This is a genomic window from Sphingomonas sp. ASY06-1R (genome assembly GCF_052180265.1).
In the GTDB taxonomy this organism is placed as follows: domain Bacteria; phylum Pseudomonadota; class Alphaproteobacteria; order Sphingomonadales; family Sphingomonadaceae; genus Sphingomonas_I.
The window spans coordinates 293772-313679 of the sequence record NZ_CP197464.1 but is presented as its reverse complement, the minus strand read 5'-3'; the positions used below and the strand labels follow the sequence as shown (position 1 = coordinate 313679).

Annotated in this window: 24 protein-coding genes; 13 read left to right on the top strand and 11 right to left on the bottom strand. The window is 67.0% G+C overall.

Annotated elements, in window-relative coordinates:
* Positions 1-13 precede the first annotated feature (13 nt).
* From ACSBM8_RS01600 to infA, 4 genes are read right to left on the bottom strand one after another with little or no spacing between them, the layout of a single operon-like run.
* A complete protein-coding gene (locus tag ACSBM8_RS01600; RefSeq protein ID WP_442679931.1) occupies positions 14-217 on the bottom strand; it encodes a DNA gyrase inhibitor YacG in 204 nt (67 codons plus the stop codon).
* Positions 195-1193, bottom strand: a complete 999-nt coding sequence (locus ACSBM8_RS01595; protein ID WP_442679930.1) for a ribonuclease — start codon at positions 1191-1193, stop codon at positions 195-197. The genes ACSBM8_RS01600 and ACSBM8_RS01595 overlap by 23 nt, the downstream gene beginning before the upstream one ends.
* A complete protein-coding gene (locus ACSBM8_RS01590; RefSeq protein ID WP_442679929.1) occupies positions 1186-1758 on the bottom strand; it encodes a Maf family protein in 573 nt (190 codons plus the stop codon). The genes ACSBM8_RS01595 and ACSBM8_RS01590 overlap by 8 nt, the downstream gene beginning before the upstream one ends.
* A 39-nt stretch (positions 1759-1797) precedes the next feature.
* Positions 1798-2016, bottom strand: a complete 219-nt coding sequence (gene infA, locus ACSBM8_RS01585) for a translation initiation factor IF-1 (RefSeq protein WP_010162480.1) — start codon at positions 2014-2016, stop codon at positions 1798-1800.
* Between the two features lie 152 nt (positions 2017-2168).
* Here infA and pdeM point away from each other — a divergent pair, with 152 nt between their 5' ends.
* Positions 2169-2831, top strand: a complete 663-nt coding sequence (gene pdeM, locus ACSBM8_RS01580) for a ligase-associated DNA damage response endonuclease PdeM (protein ID WP_442679928.1) — start codon at positions 2169-2171, stop codon at positions 2829-2831.
* Positions 2832-2966: 135 nt separating this feature from the next.
* On the opposite strand, the gene msrA is transcribed toward pdeM, so the two are convergent.
* A complete protein-coding gene (gene msrA / locus ACSBM8_RS01575) occupies positions 2967-3665 on the bottom strand; it encodes a peptide-methionine (S)-S-oxide reductase MsrA (protein ID WP_442679927.1) in 699 nt (232 codons plus the stop codon).
* Between the two features lie 115 nt (positions 3666-3780).
* On the opposite strand from msrA, the gene ACSBM8_RS01570 reads away from it, so the two are divergent.
* The gene (locus ACSBM8_RS01570) at positions 3781-4206 is read left to right on the top strand and encodes an OsmC family protein (protein WP_442679926.1); all 426 of its coding nucleotides are present in this window, start codon (positions 3781-3783) and stop codon (positions 4204-4206) included.
* A gap of 108 nt (positions 4207-4314) precedes the next feature.
* Here the strand turns inward: ACSBM8_RS01570 and ACSBM8_RS01565 are convergent, their stop codons facing one another.
* From ACSBM8_RS01565 to ACSBM8_RS01555, 3 genes are all read right to left on the bottom strand, one after another.
* Positions 4315-5517: a pyridoxal phosphate-dependent aminotransferase gene (locus ACSBM8_RS01565; protein ID WP_442679925.1), complete on the bottom strand. Its 1203-nt coding sequence runs from the start codon at positions 5515-5517 to the stop codon at positions 4315-4317.
* 84 nt (positions 5518-5601) lie between these two features.
* Positions 5602-7362 carry an aminodeoxychorismate synthase component I gene (pabB, locus tag ACSBM8_RS01560; RefSeq protein WP_442679924.1) on the bottom strand — a complete coding sequence of 587 codons (1761 nt, stop codon included), beginning with the start codon at positions 7360-7362 and terminating at the stop codon, positions 5602-5604.
* A gap of 55 nt (positions 7363-7417) precedes the next feature.
* On the bottom strand, positions 7418-7912 hold the full coding sequence (locus tag ACSBM8_RS01555; protein ID WP_442679923.1) for a DUF4142 domain-containing protein: 495 nt from the start codon (positions 7910-7912) through the stop codon (positions 7418-7420).
* A gap of 110 nt (positions 7913-8022) precedes the next feature.
* Here ACSBM8_RS01555 and ACSBM8_RS01550 point away from each other — a divergent pair, with 110 nt between their 5' ends.
* Entirely contained in the window at positions 8023-8688 is a 666-nt protein-coding gene (locus ACSBM8_RS01550) for an MBL fold metallo-hydrolase (protein ID WP_442679922.1), read from the top strand.
* Here ACSBM8_RS01550 and ACSBM8_RS01545 read toward each other — a convergent pair.
* Positions 8685-9092, bottom strand: a complete 408-nt coding sequence (locus ACSBM8_RS01545) for an MAPEG family protein (RefSeq protein WP_442679921.1) — start codon at positions 9090-9092, stop codon at positions 8685-8687. The two genes, ACSBM8_RS01550 and ACSBM8_RS01545, sit on opposite strands and share 4 nt — an antisense overlap.
* 177 nt (positions 9093-9269) lie before the next feature.
* On the opposite strand from ACSBM8_RS01545, the gene rpmF reads away from it, so the two are divergent.
* From rpmF to ACSBM8_RS01520, 5 genes are all read left to right on the top strand, one after another.
* The gene (gene rpmF / locus ACSBM8_RS01540; protein WP_442679920.1) at positions 9270-9449 is read left to right on the top strand and encodes a 50S ribosomal protein L32; all 180 of its coding nucleotides are present in this window, start codon (positions 9270-9272) and stop codon (positions 9447-9449) included.
* A gap of 20 nt (positions 9450-9469) precedes the next feature.
* Positions 9470-10510 carry a phosphate acyltransferase PlsX gene (plsX, locus tag ACSBM8_RS01535; protein WP_442679919.1) on the top strand — a complete coding sequence of 347 codons (1041 nt, stop codon included), beginning with the start codon at positions 9470-9472 and terminating at the stop codon, positions 10508-10510.
* Positions 10507-11481, top strand: a complete 975-nt coding sequence (locus ACSBM8_RS01530; protein WP_442679918.1) for a beta-ketoacyl-ACP synthase III — start codon at positions 10507-10509, stop codon at positions 11479-11481. The genes plsX and ACSBM8_RS01530 overlap by 4 nt, the downstream gene beginning before the upstream one ends.
* 135 nt (positions 11482-11616) lie before the next feature.
* Positions 11617-11916 carry an integration host factor subunit alpha gene (locus ACSBM8_RS01525; protein ID WP_442681657.1) on the top strand — a complete coding sequence of 100 codons (300 nt, stop codon included), beginning with the start codon at positions 11617-11619 and terminating at the stop codon, positions 11914-11916.
* A gap of 1 nt (position 11917) precedes the next feature.
* A complete protein-coding gene (locus ACSBM8_RS01520) occupies positions 11918-12319 on the top strand; it encodes a MerR family transcriptional regulator (RefSeq protein WP_442679917.1) in 402 nt (133 codons plus the stop codon).
* A 326-nt stretch (positions 12320-12645) separates the two neighbouring features.
* Here ACSBM8_RS01520 and ACSBM8_RS01515 read toward each other — a convergent pair whose 3' ends face one another.
* Positions 12646-13428: a cold-shock protein gene (locus ACSBM8_RS01515; protein ID WP_442679916.1), complete on the bottom strand. Its 783-nt coding sequence runs from the start codon at positions 13426-13428 to the stop codon at positions 12646-12648.
* 207 nt (positions 13429-13635) lie between these two features.
* On the opposite strand from ACSBM8_RS01515, the gene ACSBM8_RS01510 reads away from it, so the two are divergent.
* From ACSBM8_RS01510 to rpoN, 5 genes are all read left to right on the top strand, one after another.
* On the top strand, positions 13636-14253 hold the full coding sequence (locus tag ACSBM8_RS01510) for a ribonuclease D (protein WP_442679915.1): 618 nt from the start codon (positions 13636-13638) through the stop codon (positions 14251-14253).
* Positions 14254-14260: 7 nt separating this feature from the next.
* Positions 14261-14908 carry an LPS export ABC transporter periplasmic protein LptC gene (gene lptC, locus ACSBM8_RS01505; RefSeq protein WP_442679914.1) on the top strand — a complete coding sequence of 216 codons (648 nt, stop codon included), beginning with the start codon at positions 14261-14263 and terminating at the stop codon, positions 14906-14908.
* Positions 14905-15471: an LptA/OstA family protein gene (locus ACSBM8_RS01500; protein WP_442679913.1), complete on the top strand. Its 567-nt coding sequence runs from the start codon at positions 14905-14907 to the stop codon at positions 15469-15471. The genes lptC and ACSBM8_RS01500 overlap by 4 nt, the downstream gene beginning before the upstream one ends.
* Positions 15472-15589: 118 nt before the next feature.
* Entirely contained in the window at positions 15590-16366 is a 777-nt protein-coding gene (gene lptB / locus ACSBM8_RS01495) for an LPS export ABC transporter ATP-binding protein (protein WP_442679912.1), read from the top strand.
* A 121-nt stretch (positions 16367-16487) separates the two neighbouring features.
* Positions 16488-17972 carry an RNA polymerase factor sigma-54 gene (gene rpoN / locus ACSBM8_RS01490; protein ID WP_442679911.1) on the top strand — a complete coding sequence of 495 codons (1485 nt, stop codon included), beginning with the start codon at positions 16488-16490 and terminating at the stop codon, positions 17970-17972.
* A gap of 18 nt (positions 17973-17990) precedes the next feature.
* Here rpoN and ACSBM8_RS01485 read toward each other — a convergent pair whose 3' ends face one another.
* On the bottom strand, positions 17991-19880 hold the full coding sequence (locus tag ACSBM8_RS01485; protein WP_442679910.1) for a M61 family metallopeptidase: 1890 nt from the start codon (positions 19878-19880) through the stop codon (positions 17991-17993).
* Positions 19881-19908: the final 28 nt, after the last annotated feature.

Below are 19908 nucleotides of genomic sequence, written 5' to 3'. Positions count from 1 at the left end.
CCTATAGAGGTGGCTAGCGCTCGCTGTCCAGCCCGTTGCGCATGGAATCCTGTTCATCGTCGTCAACAGGGGGGCCGGGGATGCGATATCCGTCCGAAAGCCACTGGATCAGATCGCGATCGCGGCAGCCCTGGCTGCAGAAAGGCGTGTGCGCCGCGGTGGCGGGGTTGCCGCAATAGGGGCAGGCGGAACGATCAAGGCGTGGTGCGGCTGGCATGTCCCGCCGATATGGCGAGCGCGCCATCGTCCCGCAAGGTGACGGGCGCGCCGATCGCGCGGGCGAGCGCATCGATCCAGTCGGCGCGCGCGGCGATGCGGGCGATCACCTTGGGATGTGCATGAAGCGTCAGCGCGCCATGGCCGGAGGCACGGCCCGCTCGGCGGATCAGGTTTAGCGCGGCGGCGGCGACGGGATCGGCGGCGATCCGATCGAGGATCGAGGCGCGGGTTCGGCGGCGGACGATCTGCAGGAAGCCGAAGCCATTGACCGCGGTGCGTTCGAACGGCTGGGGCAGGATCGCGTCGAGCGCGGCGGCGGCGACCTGGCGATCCGCCTTCGCGCCCAGTGTCGGCAGATCGATCCCGATCGATCCGCTGATGTCGAACAGGCGGATCGCGCGCGCCGCCGCCCGCGCGCCGGCGACGGCGAGATCGGCCGCGCTGCCGCCGCCGTCGACATCGATCAGGGTCATGGCGGGGGTGAGCGAGATGCGGAGCAACAGATCCGGCGTGGCGACAAGGCCGCTTGCCGCCTGTTCGATCGCATCGGACCAGCCATGCTCGTCCAGCGTCGCCTCCCGGCCGGTACGGCGGACGGCGAGGCCCCCGGCGCCGATCCGGGCCAGCAGGTCCGGACCGGGGCCGGACGGCGCGTCCGGGGCGGCGAGGCGGGCGCGGGCGGGTTTCAGCAGCGCGCCTTCCGGGATCGGCGCGCGGACGATCTCCACCATGAGGGCGGCGCCTTCGGTCAAGGCGGGCGGCATAGGGGTGAGCTGGACGATTGTGCCGTCGGCCAGCGCGACCTGGCCGCGGCCGCTGGCGTCCGCCTTGCGGATCAGCCGGCCGGGCAGAATGGCGCCAACGCGGGGGCCGGGATCGTCGTCGCGTTCCACCGCCATTTCGACGATACGGCCGCCCTCGATCAGCGCGGCCCGGTTTTCCCCGATGCCGGCCTCATAGAGCCATTCAGCCAAGGGGGATCCCGGCGGTGATCAACAAGGCACGGGTTTCGAACAGCGGCAGGCCGACCACCCCGGAATGGCTGCCGGCGAGGAAGCGGACGAACGCCTCCGCCTGGCCCTGCACGGCATAGCCGCCGGCCTTGCCAATGCCTTCGCCGCTGTCGGCATAGGCCTGGATCGTGGCGGCGGAGAGCGGGGCGAAGGTGACGATGGTGGTGGAGAGGCGGTGGCGCGCGACGCCATCGGCATCGACCACGGTGACCGCGCTCAGCACGCGATGGCGGCGGCCGGCGAGCAGCTTCAGGCAGGCGGCAACTTCCCCCGCATTGTCCGCCTTGGGAAGGATGCGGCGCCCCGCCGCGACCACCGTATCGGCGGCGAGCACGACCGCACCGGCATGACGCGGCGCGACAGCGGCGGCCTTGGCGGCGGCAATGCGGCGGGCATAATCGACCGGCCGTTCGGCCTTCAGCGGGGATTCGTCGATCTCGGCCGGATCGACCGCGGCGACCTCCACCCCGATCCGCGCCAGCAGATCGAGTCGCCGGGCCGAGGCGGAAGCAAGGATCAGGCGCATAAGCGGTTCACGGTTCGACCCGCCGGACGCGGCGCGCCGTCACTTGAAGCGATAGGTGATGCGGCCCTTGGTCAGATCATAAGGCGTCAGTTCGACCAGCACCTCATCGCCCACCAGCACGCGGATGCGGTTCTTGCGCATCTTGCCGGCGGTGTGGCCCAGAATCTCGTGATCATTTTCCAGCTTCACGCGGAACATGGCGTTGGGGAGAAGCTCCACCACCTGCCCGCGCATTTCCAGTAATTCTTCTTTCGCCAAGCGAAGTCCTCAATGTGCGAAGTGTCAAAAGGCGCGTCGCCTTAGACCTTGAGGGGCAAAAAGGGAAGCTGTGGCCGAAAAGCCCTTTTTCCCGCGCCTTGCGGCCGTTGCACGCGGTTGCGCCGGCCCTTGCTGCGCGCTTATAGCGGGCCATGGTTCGCTTTTCGTTCTGCGGCGTCGAATTGGCCGCCTTGCCCGCCGGTGCGCTATATTGGCCGGCGCGGGAAGCCTTGCTGGTGGCGGACCTGCATCTGGAAAAGGCGAGCTGGTATGCGCGTGGCGGGCAGATGCTGCCGCCCTATGATTCCATCGCGACCTTGAGCGAGCTCGCCAAGCTGGTCGCGACGACCCAGGCGCGCGAGATCTGGTGCCTGGGCGACAGTTTCCACGACAAGGAAGGGTGCGAGCGGCTGCCGGCGGACGCGCGCGCGCGGCTGATCGCGCTGACCGGCGCCACGCGCTGGACGTGGATCACGGGCAATCATGATGCGGTGCTGGCCGATCATTGCGGTGGTGACGTGGTGGAGGAAGCGATGGTGGACGGGCTGGTGCTGCGGCACGAAGCCGATCCGCGCGAGCATCGCCCCGAATTGTCCGGTCATTTCCATCCCAAGCTGCGGCTGAGCCTGCGCGGACGCAACGTCGCTCGGCGCTGCTTCGTCGCGAGCGGGACCAAGCTGATCCTGCCTGCCTTCGGCGCGCTGACCGGGGGGATGGATGCGGACGATCCCGTGATCACGAAGATCGTCGGGCGGAGCGCGCAGGCATTGATCGCGGTGGAGAACCGGCTGTTGAGGTTCCCGCTGGCGGCATAACCTTCCTCTCCTCCCCGGCACGGGGAGGGGGACCGTCGCGCAGCGATGGTGGTGGGGCACTTGTTCGAAAATCCCCTCCACCACGCCTGCGGCGCGGTCCCCCTCCCCGAGCGAGCTCGGGGAGGAGAGAGTAGGTCAGCCTGTCACGAGAACCGGTTTATCGCGCCAATATTGGGGGTAGAGTTTCTTCAGCGCTGCGACCTTGGGGGCATCGTTGACGCGGATGTAGCCCGAGTCGGGATGGAGCGTCAGATAATCCTGATGGTAGCGTTCGGCCGGATAGAAGGCCTGGGCGCGTTCCAGCCGGGTGACGATCGGCTTGTTCCACAAATTCGCCTTGCGCAATTGGGCGAGATAGGCGGCGGCGACCTTGCGCTGCGCCTCGCTGGTCGGGAACAGGGCGGAGCGATATTGGGTGCCGCGATCCGGCCCCTGCGCGTTCAGCATCGTGGGATCGGTGATCACCGAAAAATAGATGCGCAGCAAATCGGCATAGCTGACGACGCGCGGATCGAAGGTGACGCGGACTGATTCGGCATGGCCGGTATCGCCATCCGATACGCGTTCGTAATGGGCCGTGTCGCCTGCTCCGCCGGTGAAGCCGGACACCGCGCTCTTCACGCCTTTCACATGCTGGAACACGCCCTGCACGCCCCAGAAGCAGCCGCCGGCGAAAACCGCGGTCTCGGTCGTGCCGCTATTGGGAACGCTGACGAGCGCGGCAGGCGCGCGCACGGCGGTTTCGGCGGCAACGCCGGCGGTGCCGAAGATCAGGGCGGCGCCCAGCGCCAGCCCGGCCGCACCGGCGAATAAACGGGTAGAAATGCTGGTCATCGTGCAGCTCCCGATAGGATGTCCGTAATATAGGAAGTGCTAAGTGAATGGGGAGTGGCAGGATGCGCCGAACCGATTAGGCAGGGCCGGTCACCACCATGCGAAAGGATCAGCCATGACGACGCGCAACGCTTCCGCCCGCTACGAGGGATTCGGCAAGACCGGGAAAGGCCATGTTTCTTCCGAGTCGGGCGTGCTCGCCGATACGCCGTACAGCTTCAACACGCGCTTCGGTGACGAGAAGGGCACCAACCCGGAAGAGCTGATCGCGGCGGCGCATGCGAGCTGCTTCACCATGGCCCTGTCGTTCGGCCTGGCGGGCGCGGGCTATACCGAAGGTACGCTGGAGACCAAGGCGGCGGTCAAGCTGGAGCAGGACGGCGCCGGCTTCAAGGTCACGCGGTCGGATCTGACGCTGACCGCATCAGTGCCGGGAATCGACCCCGATCAATTCGCCTCGATCGCGGCCGACGCGGAGAAGAATTGCCCGATCTCCAAGGTGCTGAATGCAGAGATCACGCTCACGCATACGCTGAAATAGGGCAAGACGGCGTCGCCCCGGCGGAGACCGGGGCCGCTGCGCGCTCCTACAATTGTGCAATACATCTCCAGCGGCCCCGGCCTCCGCCGGGGCGACGTTTGGCCTCGTTTAGCGGAGCGCGGCGCAGGCCGTCTGGATGCGTTCGCAGGCTTCGGTCAGCAATTCTTCCGAGGTCGCGTAGCTGATGCGGAAAGCGGGCGAGAGGCCGAAGGCGGCGCCATGGACGGCGGCGACGCGGGCATCGTCCAGCAGATAATCGATCAGCGCTTCGTCCGTATCGATCGTCTTGCCGCCGGGCGTCGCCTTGCCGATCAGGCCGCTGACGTCGGGATAGACGTAGAAGGCGCCGTCCGGCCGCGGGCAATGCACGCCGTTGATCTGGTTGAGCATCGAGCAGACGAGATCGCGGCGGCGTTCGAACGCGGCGTTGCGATCGGCGAGGAAATCCTGCGGGCCGTTGAGCGCCGCGGTCGCCGCCGCCTGCGCGATCGAGCAGGGGTTGGAGGTCGATTGCGATTGCAGCTTGGCCATCGCCTTGATCAGCGGCGTCGGGCCGCCCGCGAAACCGATGCGCCAGCCGGTCATCGAATAAGCCTTGGAGCAGCCGTTGACGGTCAGCGTGCGCTCGTACAGCTCGGGCACGACCTGGGCGATCGTGGTGAATTCGAAATCGCCATAGGTGATATGTTCGTACATATCGTCGGCCATCACCCAGACGTGCGGATGGCGCAGCAGCACCTCCCCCAGCGCCTTCAGTTCGGCTGCGGTGTAAGCCGCCCCCGTCGGGTTGGAGGGCGAGTTTAGGATCAGCCACTTGGTGCGCGGCGTAATCGCGGCATCCAGCTGTTCGGGTGCGATCTTGTAGCCCTGGGCGGCGCCCGCGGCGACGATCACCGGCGTGCCGCCGCAATATTGGACGATATCCGGATAGGACACCCAATAGGGTGCCGGGATGATCACCTCGTCACCCGCCTCGACCGTGGCGACGAGCGCGTTGAACAAGGTGTGCTTGCCGCCGACATTGACGCTGATCTGGCTGGTTTCGTAGGTCAGGCCATTGTCGCGCTTGAACTTGGCCGCGATCGCCGCCTTCAGTTCGGGCGTACCGTCGACATTGGTATATTTGGTCTTCCCCGCGCGGATCGCCTCGATCGCGGCATCCTTGACGAAATCGGGCGTGTCAAAATCGGGCTCGCCCGCGGCCAGGCCGATCACCGAGATGCCCTGAGCTTTCAGGTCCAGCACGCGGCTGGTCATGGCGAGGGTGGGCGAAGGGCTGATGCGGCCAAGCGCGGCCGAGATGAGGCTCATCGGTCTGAATATCTTTCTGCCGAAGGGAAGAAGCGGGCGGGCTATAGACCGGTCGTTCCGGCGCCAGCAACCGCATTAGGCCTTTTACGCGATCAACCGCGCCTTCATCAGCCCGCGCAGATCATTGCCGATCCAGAATTCGCCCGCCAGATCGGCGACGGCCAGATCCCCTTCCCGCGCCTCGCCCGACTCGATCAGCGCCGCACGCAGGATGCCGGGGAGCAACCCGCGATCCAGCGGCGGCGTCACCAATATGCCGTCTCGCGGCACGAACAGGTTGGTGAAGCTGCCTTCCGTCAGCCAGCCGTCCGGCCGGACGAACAGGGCTTCGAAACAGCCGGAGGCCTGACGCCCCGCGGTATAGAAAGCGCGATCGGTGGTCTTGTGGCGCAACCGGAAATCGGCCGCATCGACCGGCAGCGACACGACCCCGACCGCCACCGGCGGCGGCGGCGTGGCGGGCAGATCGCCCACCTCCACCGCGATCGCGCCATGCATGCCCAGCATCAGGCGCAACCGGCCGGGCGTGGTGCGGTGAAAGGTCGCGGCGTGCAGCCGCTGGCGGATCTCATGCCGATCGAACGGAAAACCGAAGGTGGCGGCACTGCGGGCAAGCCGGGCGAGATGCGCCTCCAGCCGGATCACGCCTTCGTCCGGTTCGAACCGCATCGTTTCGAACAGATCGAACGGCGTGCTGGCGGCCGTGACGAAGCCGCCCTTGGCCAGGCATTCGCGCCATTCGCTCTCCGCCTGCGAATCGGCCACGACCGCCGAGCCCAGGCCCAGCTGCGCGCGGCTTGCCCCCTCCGTCAGCTGGAGCGTGCGAATTGCGACGTTGAAGGCGGCCGACCCATCGGGGCCGATCGTGCCGATCGAACCGGTATACGCGTCGCGCGCATCGGGCTCGACCTCCGCAATGATCTCCATCGCGCGCACTTTGGGCGCGCCGGTGATCGAACCGCAGGGAAACAGCGCCTCGATCAGGTCGAACGCATCCTTTCCCGGAGACAGGCGGGCCGTCACGTCCGACACCATCTGATGCACCGTCGGATATTGCTCGACCGCGAACAGGCGGGGCGTCGCGACGCTGCCGGGTTGCGCGACGCGCGACAGATCGTTGCGGATCAGATCGACGATCATCAGATTTTCGGCGCGCTGCTTAGGATCGGCCGCCAGTTCCGCCGCGAGCGCCGTGTCTTCGGCGGGATCGCGGCCGCGCGGCGCGGTGCCCTTCATCGGCCGCGCCGCCACCGTCGTGCCGTCCGTCTGGAAGAACAATTCCGGCGAGAGCGACAGCAGCCAGTTGCGCCCGTCATAAGCGACGCCGCCCCACCCGACCTGGGCGCTGCGGCGCAGCCGGGCATAGATCGCCAGAGGATGGCCCGCGACGGGCACATCGGCGCGAAAGCTGAGATTGGCCTGGTAGATGTCGCCGGCGGCGATCAGCGTCTGAACCCGTTCGAAGGCCTGCTGATAGGCAGCGCGCGCCAGGCGCGGGCGCGGCGGCCCCACCCAGCCCCCGGCGGCATCGGGCAACAGGCGGGCAAAGGCGGCGTCGTCCAGCCGCTCGGCCGTCGCGAACAGGCCGAACCAGAGCAAGGGCAGCGCGCTGTCGGAGGCATGCGGCGCGGGTAATGTGGGCTCGAAGGCGGGACCGGCTTCGTAGCTGAGCCAGCCGGCGGCATGGAGGCCGGACCGAGTCGCATCGCGCATGCGCGCGAGCGCCGGACGCACTTCGTCGGGGCGATGCGCCACGACGATCGAACGGGGATCCCGATAGACGGTCTGCGCGCCACCCGGACGCGCATCGTCGAGCAGCAGGAAAGGCGCGCCAGGGATGAGCATCGCGCCGCTCTGCGCGTAGAGGCGGGCCCCGCGCAAGCGGCGCCCGCCAAAACCGTTACGAGCCGATGCGGCCGAGCATGTCGATATGATGCTGGACGACGGGCACGATCTCGCCTGCAGTCCGGCGCAGAGCGGGCGCGGATCCGGTCGCCGCATAATCTTGCTGCAGCTGGAGCGCCTGGCTGTGCGCCTGACGCTGCTGATCGATATAGAGACGGTCGCGATCGCGGCCGTTGGCGCGGCGCAGCTCGGCGACCATACGGCGCTGCATCGGATCCAGCATCGGCGCGCCGACGCGCACGCCCGAGCGACGCGCGGCCGACTTCACCATCGCCGTGCTCTTGTTATGATCGGTCACCATCATGCCGGCGAAGCGCCGCACGTCCGGATTGCGCGTGCTACCGAGCACGATCTGGCTGGACGTCTTTTCATACAGATCGCCGGCCCCTGCCTTTTTGAGGTAGATGGGCGTGGGGGGAGCGGCCTGAACCGCGCCGGCCAGCATCATCGCGCTGGCGGCCGCCAAAACGGCCTTGGTTCGCATTAACATATGATAATCCTTCCATTTTTCCTGAAGCTCAGGTCGCTCGCTAACGCGCCGCGGGGCATTTGGGTGCGTGCCGGCTTGCCCTGAACCGGCCGCGCCGCCATCTGTGCGCCATGGCTTCTTCCCCACCGCTGCGTGCCGCGATCATCCCGGTCACGCCCTTCCAGCAGAATTGCACCCTCATCTGGTGCACCCGCACGATGCGGGGCGCCTTCATCGACGTCGGCGGCGAATTGCCCCGCCTGAAAGCGGCGGCGGCGCAGGCCGGCGTGACGATCGAGAAATTATTGGTGACGCATGGCCATGCCGACCATTGCGGTGGCACGGCCGCGCTGGCGAAAGAGCTGGGCGTCCCGATCGAAGGGCCGCATGAGGAAGACCGCTTCTGGATCGCCGGCCTGAAGGAAGACGGCCCCCGCTTCGGGATCGAAGCGATGCCGTTCGAACCCGACCGCTGGCTGGTCGACGGCGATACGGTGACCGTCGGCGAACTGACCTTCGACGTCTATCATTGCCCCGGCCACACGCCGGGCCATGTCATCTTCCACCATGCGCCGTCCAAGCTGGCGCAGGTGGGCGACGTGATCTTTCAGGGCTCAATCGGCCGCACCGATTTCCCGCGCGGCAACCATGCCGATCTGATCGCGTCGATCACCGGCAAATTATGGCCGCTGGGCGACGATACCGCCTTCATCTGCGGCCATGGCCCGATGTCGAATTTCGGCCAGGAACGGCGCAGCAACCCGTTTGTCGGCGATGCCGCGCTCGCCCGCGGTTAGAAGCGGATGCCGTAGGCCAGCAGCAGCGTCCATACGATCAGCGCGGCCATGGCGAGCCAGGTGAGGAGTGCGCCGGCCGCGCGCAGCGGGCTGGGCATCGGCCGATCCATGCCGAAGGGATGGAGCACGCGGGCCACCACCAGCACCGCGCCGACGCCCCACAGCCAGCGCGACGGGCCGACATTCAGTTCGATCAGCAGCATCAGGATCAGCGCGATCGGCACATATTCATTGAAATTGGCGTGCGCGCGCATCCGCGCCTCGACCGCCTTGTCGTCGCCATGGCCGATCGACACCTTGCGCGAGAAGCGCAGCCGCGACACACGCAGGCCGAGCCAGATGTTGAGAAGCGCCAGCGCGGCGGCAAAAATCAAAGTAACGGTCGGCACGGTGGCAATATGCATGAGAACGTCTCCCCTGCCGCCTCCATGCCGAAGCCGGCCTTGCAACGCGAGCCGAATTCGCTATAGGCCAGCGCCTTCGCGACGCGCCCAGCCGGAGGCCCGCGGCTCTACTGGAGCCGCACTGGCCATCGGCGAAGCGCGTCCTATCGTTTCTACAGACATGGAATAGGTGCCGAGATGGCAGTCCCAAAGAGAAAAACATCGCCGTCCAAGCGAAACATGCGTCGCAGCCACCACGCGCTGACCGTCGCATCGTATCAGGATTGCCCGAATTGTGGCGAGCTGAAGCAGCCGCACAATCTGTGCAGCCACTGCGGACATTATAACGGTCGCGAGATCCTGCCGGTCAGCAACTGATCGACGGGATTGGCGGGGGGTTGAGCGTGGGTCCCTGTCTCGCCATTGATGCAATGGGTGGCGACGGTGGCCCGGCGATCGCGGTCGCTGGTGTCGCGCGCGCGTTGTCGCGCAACCCCGTCATGCGGTTCACGCTGTTCGGGGACGACGCGCGCCTGCGCGCCGAGACCGCGCGTCATCGCGAGTTTGGCGATCGCGTGTCGATCGTTCATTCCCCCGACGTCATCAAAGGCGAAGACAAGCCGACCCAGGCGATTCGCCGCGCCAAGACCAGTTCGATGGGCATGGCGATCGCGGCGGTGAAAGATGGTCGCGCCGACGCCGCCATTTCCGCCGGCAATACCGGCGCGCTGATGGCGATGGCCAAGATCGCGCTGCGCACCATTCCCGGCATTGATCGGCCGGCGCTGGCGGCGCTGCTGCCGACGCTGGGCGAGCATGATCTGGTGATGCTGGATCTGGGCGCGAATACCGAGTGCGACGCGCGCAACCTGTTCGAATTCGCGGTGATGGGCGCGGCCTATGCCCGCATCCTGCATCAGACCGAGCAGCCGACCGTCCGCCTGCTCAACATCGGCACCGAGGCGCTGAAGGGCACCGACACACTGCGCGATGCCGCGGCGATGCTGCACGCGGCCAACCATCTGCCCCTGCAATTCGATGGCTTCATCGAGGCGAGCGGACTGGGCCGCGGCGAAGTGGACGTGATCGTTTCCGACGGCTTTTCCGGCAATATCGCGCTGAAGACCGCCGAAGGCACCGCGCGCTTCATCGCCGATTTGCTGCGCCGTTCGTTCAAAAGCTCGCTTCGGTCCAAATTCGGCTTCATGCTGTCCAAACCCGCCATCACCCTCTTGCGCAAGGGGCTGGACCCCAATTTGCGCAACGGTGCGGTGTTCCTGGGGCTGAACGGCACGGTGGTGAAAAGCCACGGCAGCACCTCGGTCGAGGGCTATTGCAACGCGATCGAGGTCGCCGCCAAGCTGGCCAAGGGCTGCATCACCGATCGCATCGCCGCCGACCTTGCCCGTATCCGCACGCCGGAGCCAAATGCAGCATGACGCGGCGGGCGACGATTGCCGGGACGGGATCGGCATTGCCGGTACGCCGGGTTACCAATGACGAACTGGCCCTGACGGTCGACACGACCGACGCATGGATCGTCGAGCGCACCGGTATCCGTGCGCGCCATATCGCCGGCGACGGGGAAACCACCGCCTCGCTCGGCAGCGAAGCAGCGCGCCGCGCGATCGAGGCTGCCGGCCTGGCACCGACCGATATCGACCTGATCGTGCTGGCCACCGCCACACCCGACCAGACCTTTCCCGCCACCGCCACCAAGGTGCAGGATGCGTTGGGCATTCGCGACTGCGTTGCGTTCGACGTGGCGGCGGTCTGCTCCGGCTTTCTCTATGCCCTGTCGGTCGCCGACAGCATGATTCGCGGCGGGACGAGCACCAATGCGCTGGTGATCGGCGCCGAGACGTTCAGCCGCATCCTCGACTGGGAGGATCGCACGACCTGCGTCCTGTTCGGCGACGGCGCGGGCGCGGTCGTCCTGACGGCGGAAGACAACGCGGACGATGCCACCGCGCGCGGCGTGCTGGCGACCGCCTTGCACGCGGATGGGCGGCACAATCAGTTACTGTATGTGGACGGCGGACCATCGACCACCGGCACGGTCGGCAAGCTGCGGATGAAGGGATCCGAAGTCTTCCGCCACGCGGTGGTCAACCTGGCCGCGGTGTTGGCGGAAGCGGTGGAAAAAGCCGGCCTTGCGGTGCGCGACATCGACTGGGTGGTGCCGCATCAGGCGAATCGCCGGATCCTGGATGCGACCGCGCGCAAGCTGGGCCTGCCGCCGGAGCGCGTGGTGATCACGGTGGATGAACATGCCAATACGTCGGCCGCATCGGTGCCGCTGGCGCTGGACGTGGCCGTGCGCGACGGCCGCATCCAGCGCGGCGACGTGATCGTGCTGGAGGCGATGGGCGGCGGCTTTACCTGGGGCGCGGCGGTGGTGCGATACTGACCCGTACGGCGGCGAAACGACTCGTCGACAAGCTTTGCAAATCCGTCGCCAACGGCTTGTTTTCTCTAAGGTGTTGGGTTTAAGCATGGTGAATTACCATCGTACGGCGTGGGGGGTTTGATGGCCGAAGCTGATATGATGATGGCGGATACGCTGACGCGGGCGGACCTTGCCGAAATCCTGCATGGCGACATCGGGCTGCCGCGCTCGCAATGCGCGACCCTGGTCGAGCAGGTTATCCGGCACATGTGCGAATCGCTCGCCAATGGCGAAAATGTCAAAATCTCCGGCTTCGGGACGTTCGTGCTGCGCGACAAGGCAGAGCGCGTCGGCCGCAATCCCAAATCGGGCGTGGAAGTCCCGATCGCGCCGCGGCGCGTGCTGACCTTCCGCGCCAGCCAGACGCTGCGCGACCGCATCGTCAGCGCAGGCTGACATGGCCGAACCTTCTGCCAAGGCGGAAGGCGCTTTTCGCACCATCAGCGAGGTGGCGAGCGAACTCGGCTTGCCGCAGCATATCCTGCGCTACTGGGAAACGCGCTTTCCGCAGCTGCGCCCGCTGCAACGGGCCGGCAACCGCCGCTATTATCGCCCGGCCGACGTTGCGCTCGCCCGCCGGATCGATCGGCTGCTGAACCATGAAGGCTATACGATGCGCGGCGTGCAGAAGCTGCTCGCGCAGCCCGATGGGGGCGCGGCTGCGGTTGCGGCCGAACCCGCGCCTCGGGTGGAGGCGCCGACGGTGGCGGCACCCGACAGCGACAGCAAGGACCAGCTGATCGAGATACGCGAGGCCCTGAGCCGCGCGCTGGCGACGGACATTCCGCCTCAGTCCTGACCGGGGCGCGGGGCTCCGCCTATTGGCGCGGTCGGCGCTGTGCGGCTTGCGAACAGCTTTGGGATAGGTCCGTGGATGCCAGCCTGCGCTGGCATGACCGTGGGGCGCAAGGCTCAGCCTCTCCTTCCCGAGCTTGCTCGGGGAGGGGGACCGCGCCGTAGGCGGGGTGGAGGGGCTTCTCCAACGCTGGGGCTTTCCCCTCCACCGCCGCTGCGCGGCGGTCCCCCTCCCCGTTCCGGGGAGGAGATATGTGTCGATGACGTGCAGGCAAAGAAAAAGCCCGGGCGCATCGCTGCACCCGGGCCGTTTCCTTGTGATTCGCGCGATTAGTTGATCGGGGAAAGATTTACCGCGGCATATTTCCCACGCCGATCGACCTCCAGCTCGAACTCCAGCTTGTCGCCTTCGTTGAGCGTCGGCATGCCGGCACGCTCGACCGCCGAGATGTGGACGAATGCATCGGGCTGTCCATCGTCGCGCTGAATGAAGCCGAAGCCCTTCATCGCGTTGAAGAACTTGACCGTGCCGCTGGAACGCTCACCGGTCAGCTGACGCTGCGGGCCGCCGCGATCGCCGCCCTCAGCCGGAGGCGCACGCCCCTCGCTGACCGGAACCACGTCGCCTTCCAGCTGCAGATTGGTCGCCGAGATACGGCCACCGCGATCCACCAGGCTGAATGCCAGCTTCTGGCCTTCGCCCAGACCGCTCAAACCTGCCTGTTCGACAGCAGAAATGTGCACGAACACATCCTCACCGCCATCATCACGGACAACGAAGCCGAAGCCCTTCTGTCCGTTGAAGAACTTGACCGTGCCCTTGGCTTCGCCAACGACCTGCGCCGGCATGCCGCGGCCACCGCCGCCCGCACCACCGCCGAAGCCGCCACCGCCGCCGCCGCGGTAACCACCGCCGCCGCCGCCACCGCCGAAGCGATCGCCGCCGCCGAAGCCGCCGCCACCGCCGCCGAAGCGATCACCGCCACCGCCGTAACCGCCACCGCCGAAGCGATCACCGCCGCCAGCGAAGCCGCCGCCGAAGCTGTCTTCGCCAAAGCCGTCGCGCTTGTCCTTGCCGCCGCGCTGCCCGCGCCGCCCTCGATCGAAACTCATGCCGTCAAAATCTTCCCGATTCGCCCCTGTCATCGCATCCGTGGGCGCCGGGCAAGCGCACGCGAACCTTACAGCGCGGCAAGTTATGCCAAGCCAAATTGGGCCCATATAGAAGTTTCGTCCATATCGCGAGCGCTTTTGGCGATTCGTCGGCGCTAAATCATCCACGGCATTGAGCGATCTGTCGGCTACGCCTATCTGGCCTGAATGACGGTACATTTGCACGAAGAAGATTTGCCCATTGGCGTCCTGGCTCCAGGCCCGGTCGCGGTGGATACCGAGACGATGGGGCTGAACACCCATCGCGATCGCCTATGTCTGGTCCAGATTTCCGACGGGGGCGGCGACGAACATCTTGTGCGCTTCGGTGCGGGCAGCGACTTTGCCGCGCCGAACCTGCGCGCGGTACTGGCCGATCCCGAGCGGCTGAAACTATATCATTTCGCCCGGTTCGATCTGGCGGCGGTACGCCATTATCTCGGCGTGGTCGCCGCCCCGGTCTATTGCACCAAGATCGCGTCGCGACTGATTCGCACCTACACCGATCGCCACGGGCTGAAGGAATTGGTGCGCGAACTGCTGGGCATCGAAATTTCCAAGCAGCAGCAATCGTCCGACTGGGGCGCGGGCGAACTGAGCGAGGCGCAGAAGGAATATGCCGCCTCCGACGTCCGCTACCTCCACCAGATGCGCACCATCCTGAATGAGCGGCTGGTGCGGGAGAATCGGATGGCGCTGGCGCAATCCTGTTTCGATTTCCTGCCTGCCCGCGCCGAGCTCGATCTCGCCGGGTGGCCGGAAGTCGACATTTTCGCGCACATGTGATCGCGGGATGTCGCAGCTCGCCGAACAGCAAAGGATCGAACGGCGGCGCTGGGCCGCCGCCGGCAGCAGCCATGACGGGCTGATCGCCACGATGCGCATCCTGCTGCCGATCGCGGTCGGCGTGCTGTTCGCCTTGCTGGCGTTCGCGCCGCTGGCGGTGGGCCGCGACATCAGCTTCGTGCTGTCGAAGGATCGCGTAGACGTGGCAAGCGAGCGGTTGCGCGTGACCCGCGCCTCCTATCGCGGCGACGACAAGAAGGGGCAGCCGTTCACGCTGGATGCGGCATCCGCCGTCCAGCAGAATTCGCGCGTGCCGATCGTGCATCTCGCGACCTTGAACGCAAAGATCCAGATGAGCGACGGCCCGGCGACGATTCGGGCCGATCGCGGGCGCTATGACCTGAATACCGAGAATATCGCGATCGACGGCCCAGTGCGGTTCGACAGCAAGGGCGGCTATCACATCACCACGCGCGACGTGCTGGTGGATATGAGCGAGCGGCTCGCCCGCAGCCGGGGCCCGGTACAGGGCACGATGCCGCTCGGAAACTTCTCCGCCGATATCATGCGCGCCGATCTGGAACGGCGCATCGTTCGTCTGGATGGGCGCACCCGCTTGCATATCGTTCAGGGCCAGTCCAGAGGCGCGCGATGATCCGTGCATTGGCCCTGCTCGCGCTCGTCGCGCTGACCGGTTCCGCGTCCGCCCAGGGCCTGTCGGCGCTGAAGGGCCATGACAGCAATGCGCCGGTCGATATCTCGTCCGATCATCTGGAGGTGCAGGATCGCGCCGACCGCGCCATCTGGGTCGGCAATGTCCATGTCATCCAGGGCGACATGACGATGGATGCCGCGCGCATGACCGCGACCTATACCCAGGCGAAGACGCCGGGCGGTGGCACGCAGATCAACCGGATCGACGCGTCCGGTGGCGTGACGGTGGTTTCCCCGACCGAGCGCGCCAAGGGCAATTTCGGTATCTATGACGTCAACCGGCGGCTGATCACGCTGATCGGCAACGTGTCGCTGGTGCGCGGCGCCAATACGGTGAACGGCGCGCGGCTGGTGATCGACATGAATACGGGACGCGCGACGGTGGACGGCAATTCGGTGGGCGGTGGCAATACCAGCCGATCGGGTGGCCGCGTGACCGGCCATTTCACGGTTCCCCAGCGGACGACCGCGGCCCCGGCGACCGGCGCGACCCCGCCCAAGTAGAGCCGGCATCCGGCGCGGACGGCTGGTCTGCGCAGGGCGCCGCTTTACTGCAAGAAACTTGCCGTTTCGCTTCGTCGATGCTTGCGGTAACCGGGCAGGCGCTATTGAAAGAGCGAGCATGAACGAAACCGCCATTATCGAACCCCAATCCTGCACGGCCCGCAATGCCGACGGATGTGGCCTTTCGATCGTCTCGATCGCAAAAGCCTATGACAAAAGGCAGGTGCTGTACGACGTCAGCCTGGACGTGGCGCGGGGCGAGGTCGTCGGCCTGCTCGGCCCCAACGGCGCGGGCAAGACGACCTGCTTCTATTCGGTCATGGGGCTGGTGAAGCCGGACGAGGGCCGCATCCTGCTGGACGGCAACGACGTGACGTCGCTACCCATGTATCGCCGCGCCATCCTGGGTTTGGGATATCTGCCGCAGGAAACGTCGATCTTCCGCGGGCTGAACGTCGCGCAGAATATCATGGCGGTGCTGGAAACATCCGAGCCGGAAAAGGTCGCGCGCGAAGCCCGGCTGGAAGCATTGCTGAGCGAATTCCATCTGGAGCGGTTGCGCGATGCGCCGGCGATGGCGCTGTCGGGCGGCGAACGGCGCCGCTGCGAGATCGCGCGCGCGCTGGCGGCATCGCCGTCGATCATGCTGCTGGACGAACCCTTTGCAGGCATCGATCCGATCTCGATCAGCGACATTCGCGATCTGGTGAAGGATCTGAAGCGCCGCGACATCGGCGTGCTGATCACCGACCATAATGTGCGCGAGACGCTCGACATCGTCGATCGCGCCTGCATCATCTATGACGGCCGCGTCCTGTTCCAGGGCAGCCCGGCCGAGCTCGTCGCCAACGAGGAGGTTCGCCGCCTCTATCTCGGCGAGAGCTTCGCGCTGTGACGATCGGGCAGGGGGCCACCCTGCCCGATCGTCATCCCGGCGGAGGCCGGGATCGCTGGGGGGCAGCGCACCTGTTTCATTCTCGAGCGGCCCCGGCCTCCGCCGGGGCGACGGCTAGCGCATGAGCCTCGCCCCGCGCCTGGACCTGCGCCAGTCGCAATCGCTGGTGATGACGCCGCAATTGCAGCAGGCGATCAAGCTGCTCGCCCTGTCCAACCTCGAGCTGGAAGGCGTGATCGCGGAGGAGCTGGAGAAGAACCCGCTGCTGGCGGCCGGCGGCGACGATGGCGAACCGCAGCAGGCCGAACTGCCGAGCGAGGATGCGGGCGATGGCGAACCGCTCTCGGCCGATCGCCTGATCGAAACCGGCAACGCGCAGGCGGATGCGCCGCTGGATGTCGATTATGATGCGGAGACGTTCCACCATGACAGCGCGAGCGACACCGGCAGCGGTGCGGGCGGCGCGCTGGGTATGGACGGACTCAGCGGGGCCGGGCCCGAGGACGGACCGGACATGGATGCGCTCGCCGGCGAAGCGCCGTCGCTGCGCGATCATCTGCTGACGCAGGCGGGTGAGGTGCTGGACGGGCCGGCCTTGATCATCGCGGCGCAGATCATCGATGCGATCGACGAGGCCGGCTATCTGGAACAGCCGCTGGCGGAACTGGCGGACGCGCTGACGGTCGACATAGCGGATGTCGAGCGCGTCCTGGCCATCGTCCAGGGCTTCGACCCAACCGGCGTGGGCGCGCGCAATCTGGGCGAATGCCTGGCGCTGCAGGCGAAGGAAGCGGATCGTTACGACCCGTGCATGGCGGTGATGCTCGCCCACCTGGACATGCTGGCCAAGGGGCAGCTGGCGCAGCTGCGGCGGATGTGCAACGTCGACGAGGAAGATTTTGCGGACATGATCCGCGAGCTACGCACCTATGATCCCAAGCCCGGCCTGCGCTTCGGCGGGGAACGCGCGGCGCCGGTTTCGCCGGACATCTTCATCGCCAAAACGCGCGGCGGCTGGTCGATCGAGCTCAACAACGCCACCCTGCCCCGCCTGTTGCTGGACCGGCGCTATTATGGCGAACTGGCGGCGGGGGCGCAGGACAAGAGCGGCAAGGCCTGGCTGGCCGATTGCCTCGCCAGCGCCAACTGGCTGATCAAGGCGCTGGATCAGCGCGCGCGCACGATCGTGAAGGTCGCGACCGAGATCGTGAAGCAGCAGGAAGCCTTTTTCGTGCAAGGGGTGGCGCATCTGAAGCCGCTGACGCTGCGCACGGTGGCGGATGCGATCGGCATGCACGAATCGACCGTCAGCCGCGTCACCTCCAACAAATATCTGTCGTGCGAACGCGGGCTCTTCGAACTCAAATATTTCTTCACCAGTGGCGTCACCGGCGGCGATGGCGAAGGCGTGTCGGCCGAAGCGGTGAAGAGCCATATCGCCAAGCTGATCGCCGACGAAGGCCGCGACGTCCTGTCGGACGACAAATTGGTCGAGATTTTGAACGCGCGCGGCTTCGACATCGCCCGGCGTACGGTCGCCAAATATCGCGAGGCGATCGGGCTCGGCTCCTCGGTCCAGCGGCGGCGGCAGAAGGCGCTGAGCTAGCCGCGCCGCCCCCCTGCGTCAGCGCGGCGCGAGGAGCTGGCTCAGCGTGTCGGCCTGTCCCGCAATCCGTTCGAGCCGGGGGTAACGCAGCGTGCCGGCATAAGCGACCGCGCGATCGGTACGGCGCCCGTCCGCATCCATCGTCAGCACGATCGGGCGCGACGCCCCAGCGCGTACCGCCGCCACCAGCGCGTCCCGCGTGAAGGGGACGGCATTGATCGCGACGATCGTGACACCCGGTCGTATGCCGGCCTGGAAGGCGGGTCCGTTCCACGCCACGGTTCGCAGGATCCCCTTGTCGTTTACCGTCAGACCGATCGAATAGGTCAAGTCGGCGACGCCCGCCTCCTCCTCGCTCGCGCGGAAGGCGGCGGTGGGCGTGTCGGTGAAGACGAGGCGCCAGCCGTGGCGCGTCAGGCCGATCGTCGTATCCAGTTCGTCATGCGCGTCCAGCCAGGTGCGCAGGAAGCCGGCCCAGTCGCCCGGGGCGACCGCGTCGAGCGCCTGGCAGAGATCGTCGAACCGATAGGTTCGGGTCGGCGCACCGGGCGACGCTCCGGCAAAGAAGCGGCGGGCAAAATCGTCGATGCCGCGCTTGCCGGCACTGCGTGCGCGCAATTCGGCATCGACCGCCAGCCACAGCATCACCCCTTCGGAATAATAATCGCGCCGCCGCTGCCAGTCGCGCCACGGCACCGCCTGGCGCAGCATGAAGGCGGGATAATTGACGTCGTCCGACAAAGGCCGCCACGCCCGGCCGGGCCGGCGGGCAATCTCCGCGGCCTCCACCGCCAGCCGATCGCGCAGTTCGGCCGGCGTGAACTGGCCGGCGCGGGTGGCGAGGATGCGCCCCCAGAATTCGGTCTGCCCCTCATAGACCCACAGCAGGCTGCCCGCGACCGGCACGTTTGGCGTCGGCGCCCACAGATCGGCCGGCACGCGATAGAAGCCGTTCCAGGCATGGACGATCTCATGCGCGATCAGATCGCGGTTGAGGATTTCGCCCGGCCAATCGCGGAAATGGGACGAGGACAGGCCATCCTCGCTCGAGGCGCGATGTTCGGTGCCGCCGGTCGATCCATCGTCGCTGAGCCGCGCCAGGATGGCGTAGCGGGCGAATGGGGTCGGCCCGAACACGGCGCGTATCTGCGCGATCAGCCGCCGCAGCTCGGCGGCCCGTTCGGGCGGAACCGCCAGGTCGCCCGCCCGCAGGGCCACCAGATCGAGCGTGACGGCGCCTGCCCCCGGCGCGGTCAGCGGCAATTGTCGCGTATAGCGCCCGGCGAGCACCGGGGCGTCGAGCAATTCATCCAGCGCGGTCGTGCGGAAATGGAGCGTCGCGCCCTCGCTCCGGTCGACATCCAGCGCGGTGAAAGCATGCAGGCCCGCGGGCAGGACGAGCGAGGCGGCGACCGGGATATTCCGGGCGTACCAGCCGGCGGGATAGAGGGTCAGGCGCTGCCATGGCACGGAGACGATGTCGGGCGTCAGCAGATCGCCACCCGCCACCATCTGGAACCGTATGTCGAGTGCGCGCGTACCCGGCGCGATATCCAGATGGAAGGCATGCGGATCGTAGGGGTCGCGGCGCCAGGCAACCGGCTTACCGTTGGTGCTGACGGTCAGCCCGGCCAGGTCGGTGACGGTGATGCTGGGCCCGTGGCTGGCGGGCTCCCACCGCGGATAGAGCAAGGTGAGCGGGCCGGCATGGTCCACCGGCACATGCTCTTCCACCGTGACGATGCGATGCGCGATGTCGGTGGCATCGACGCGCAGCGCGATCGTGCCGGCGAAGAGATGATCGACCGGCGCCGGAACGGCCGGAGGCGGCGCGGCATAGACCGGCCCCGCCGGGGTCTGCGCCGCGGCAGGCGCCATGGCGGACAAGAGCGCCGCGAACGGCATCATTCCTCGCGCGCGCCGCAACGTCACCCCC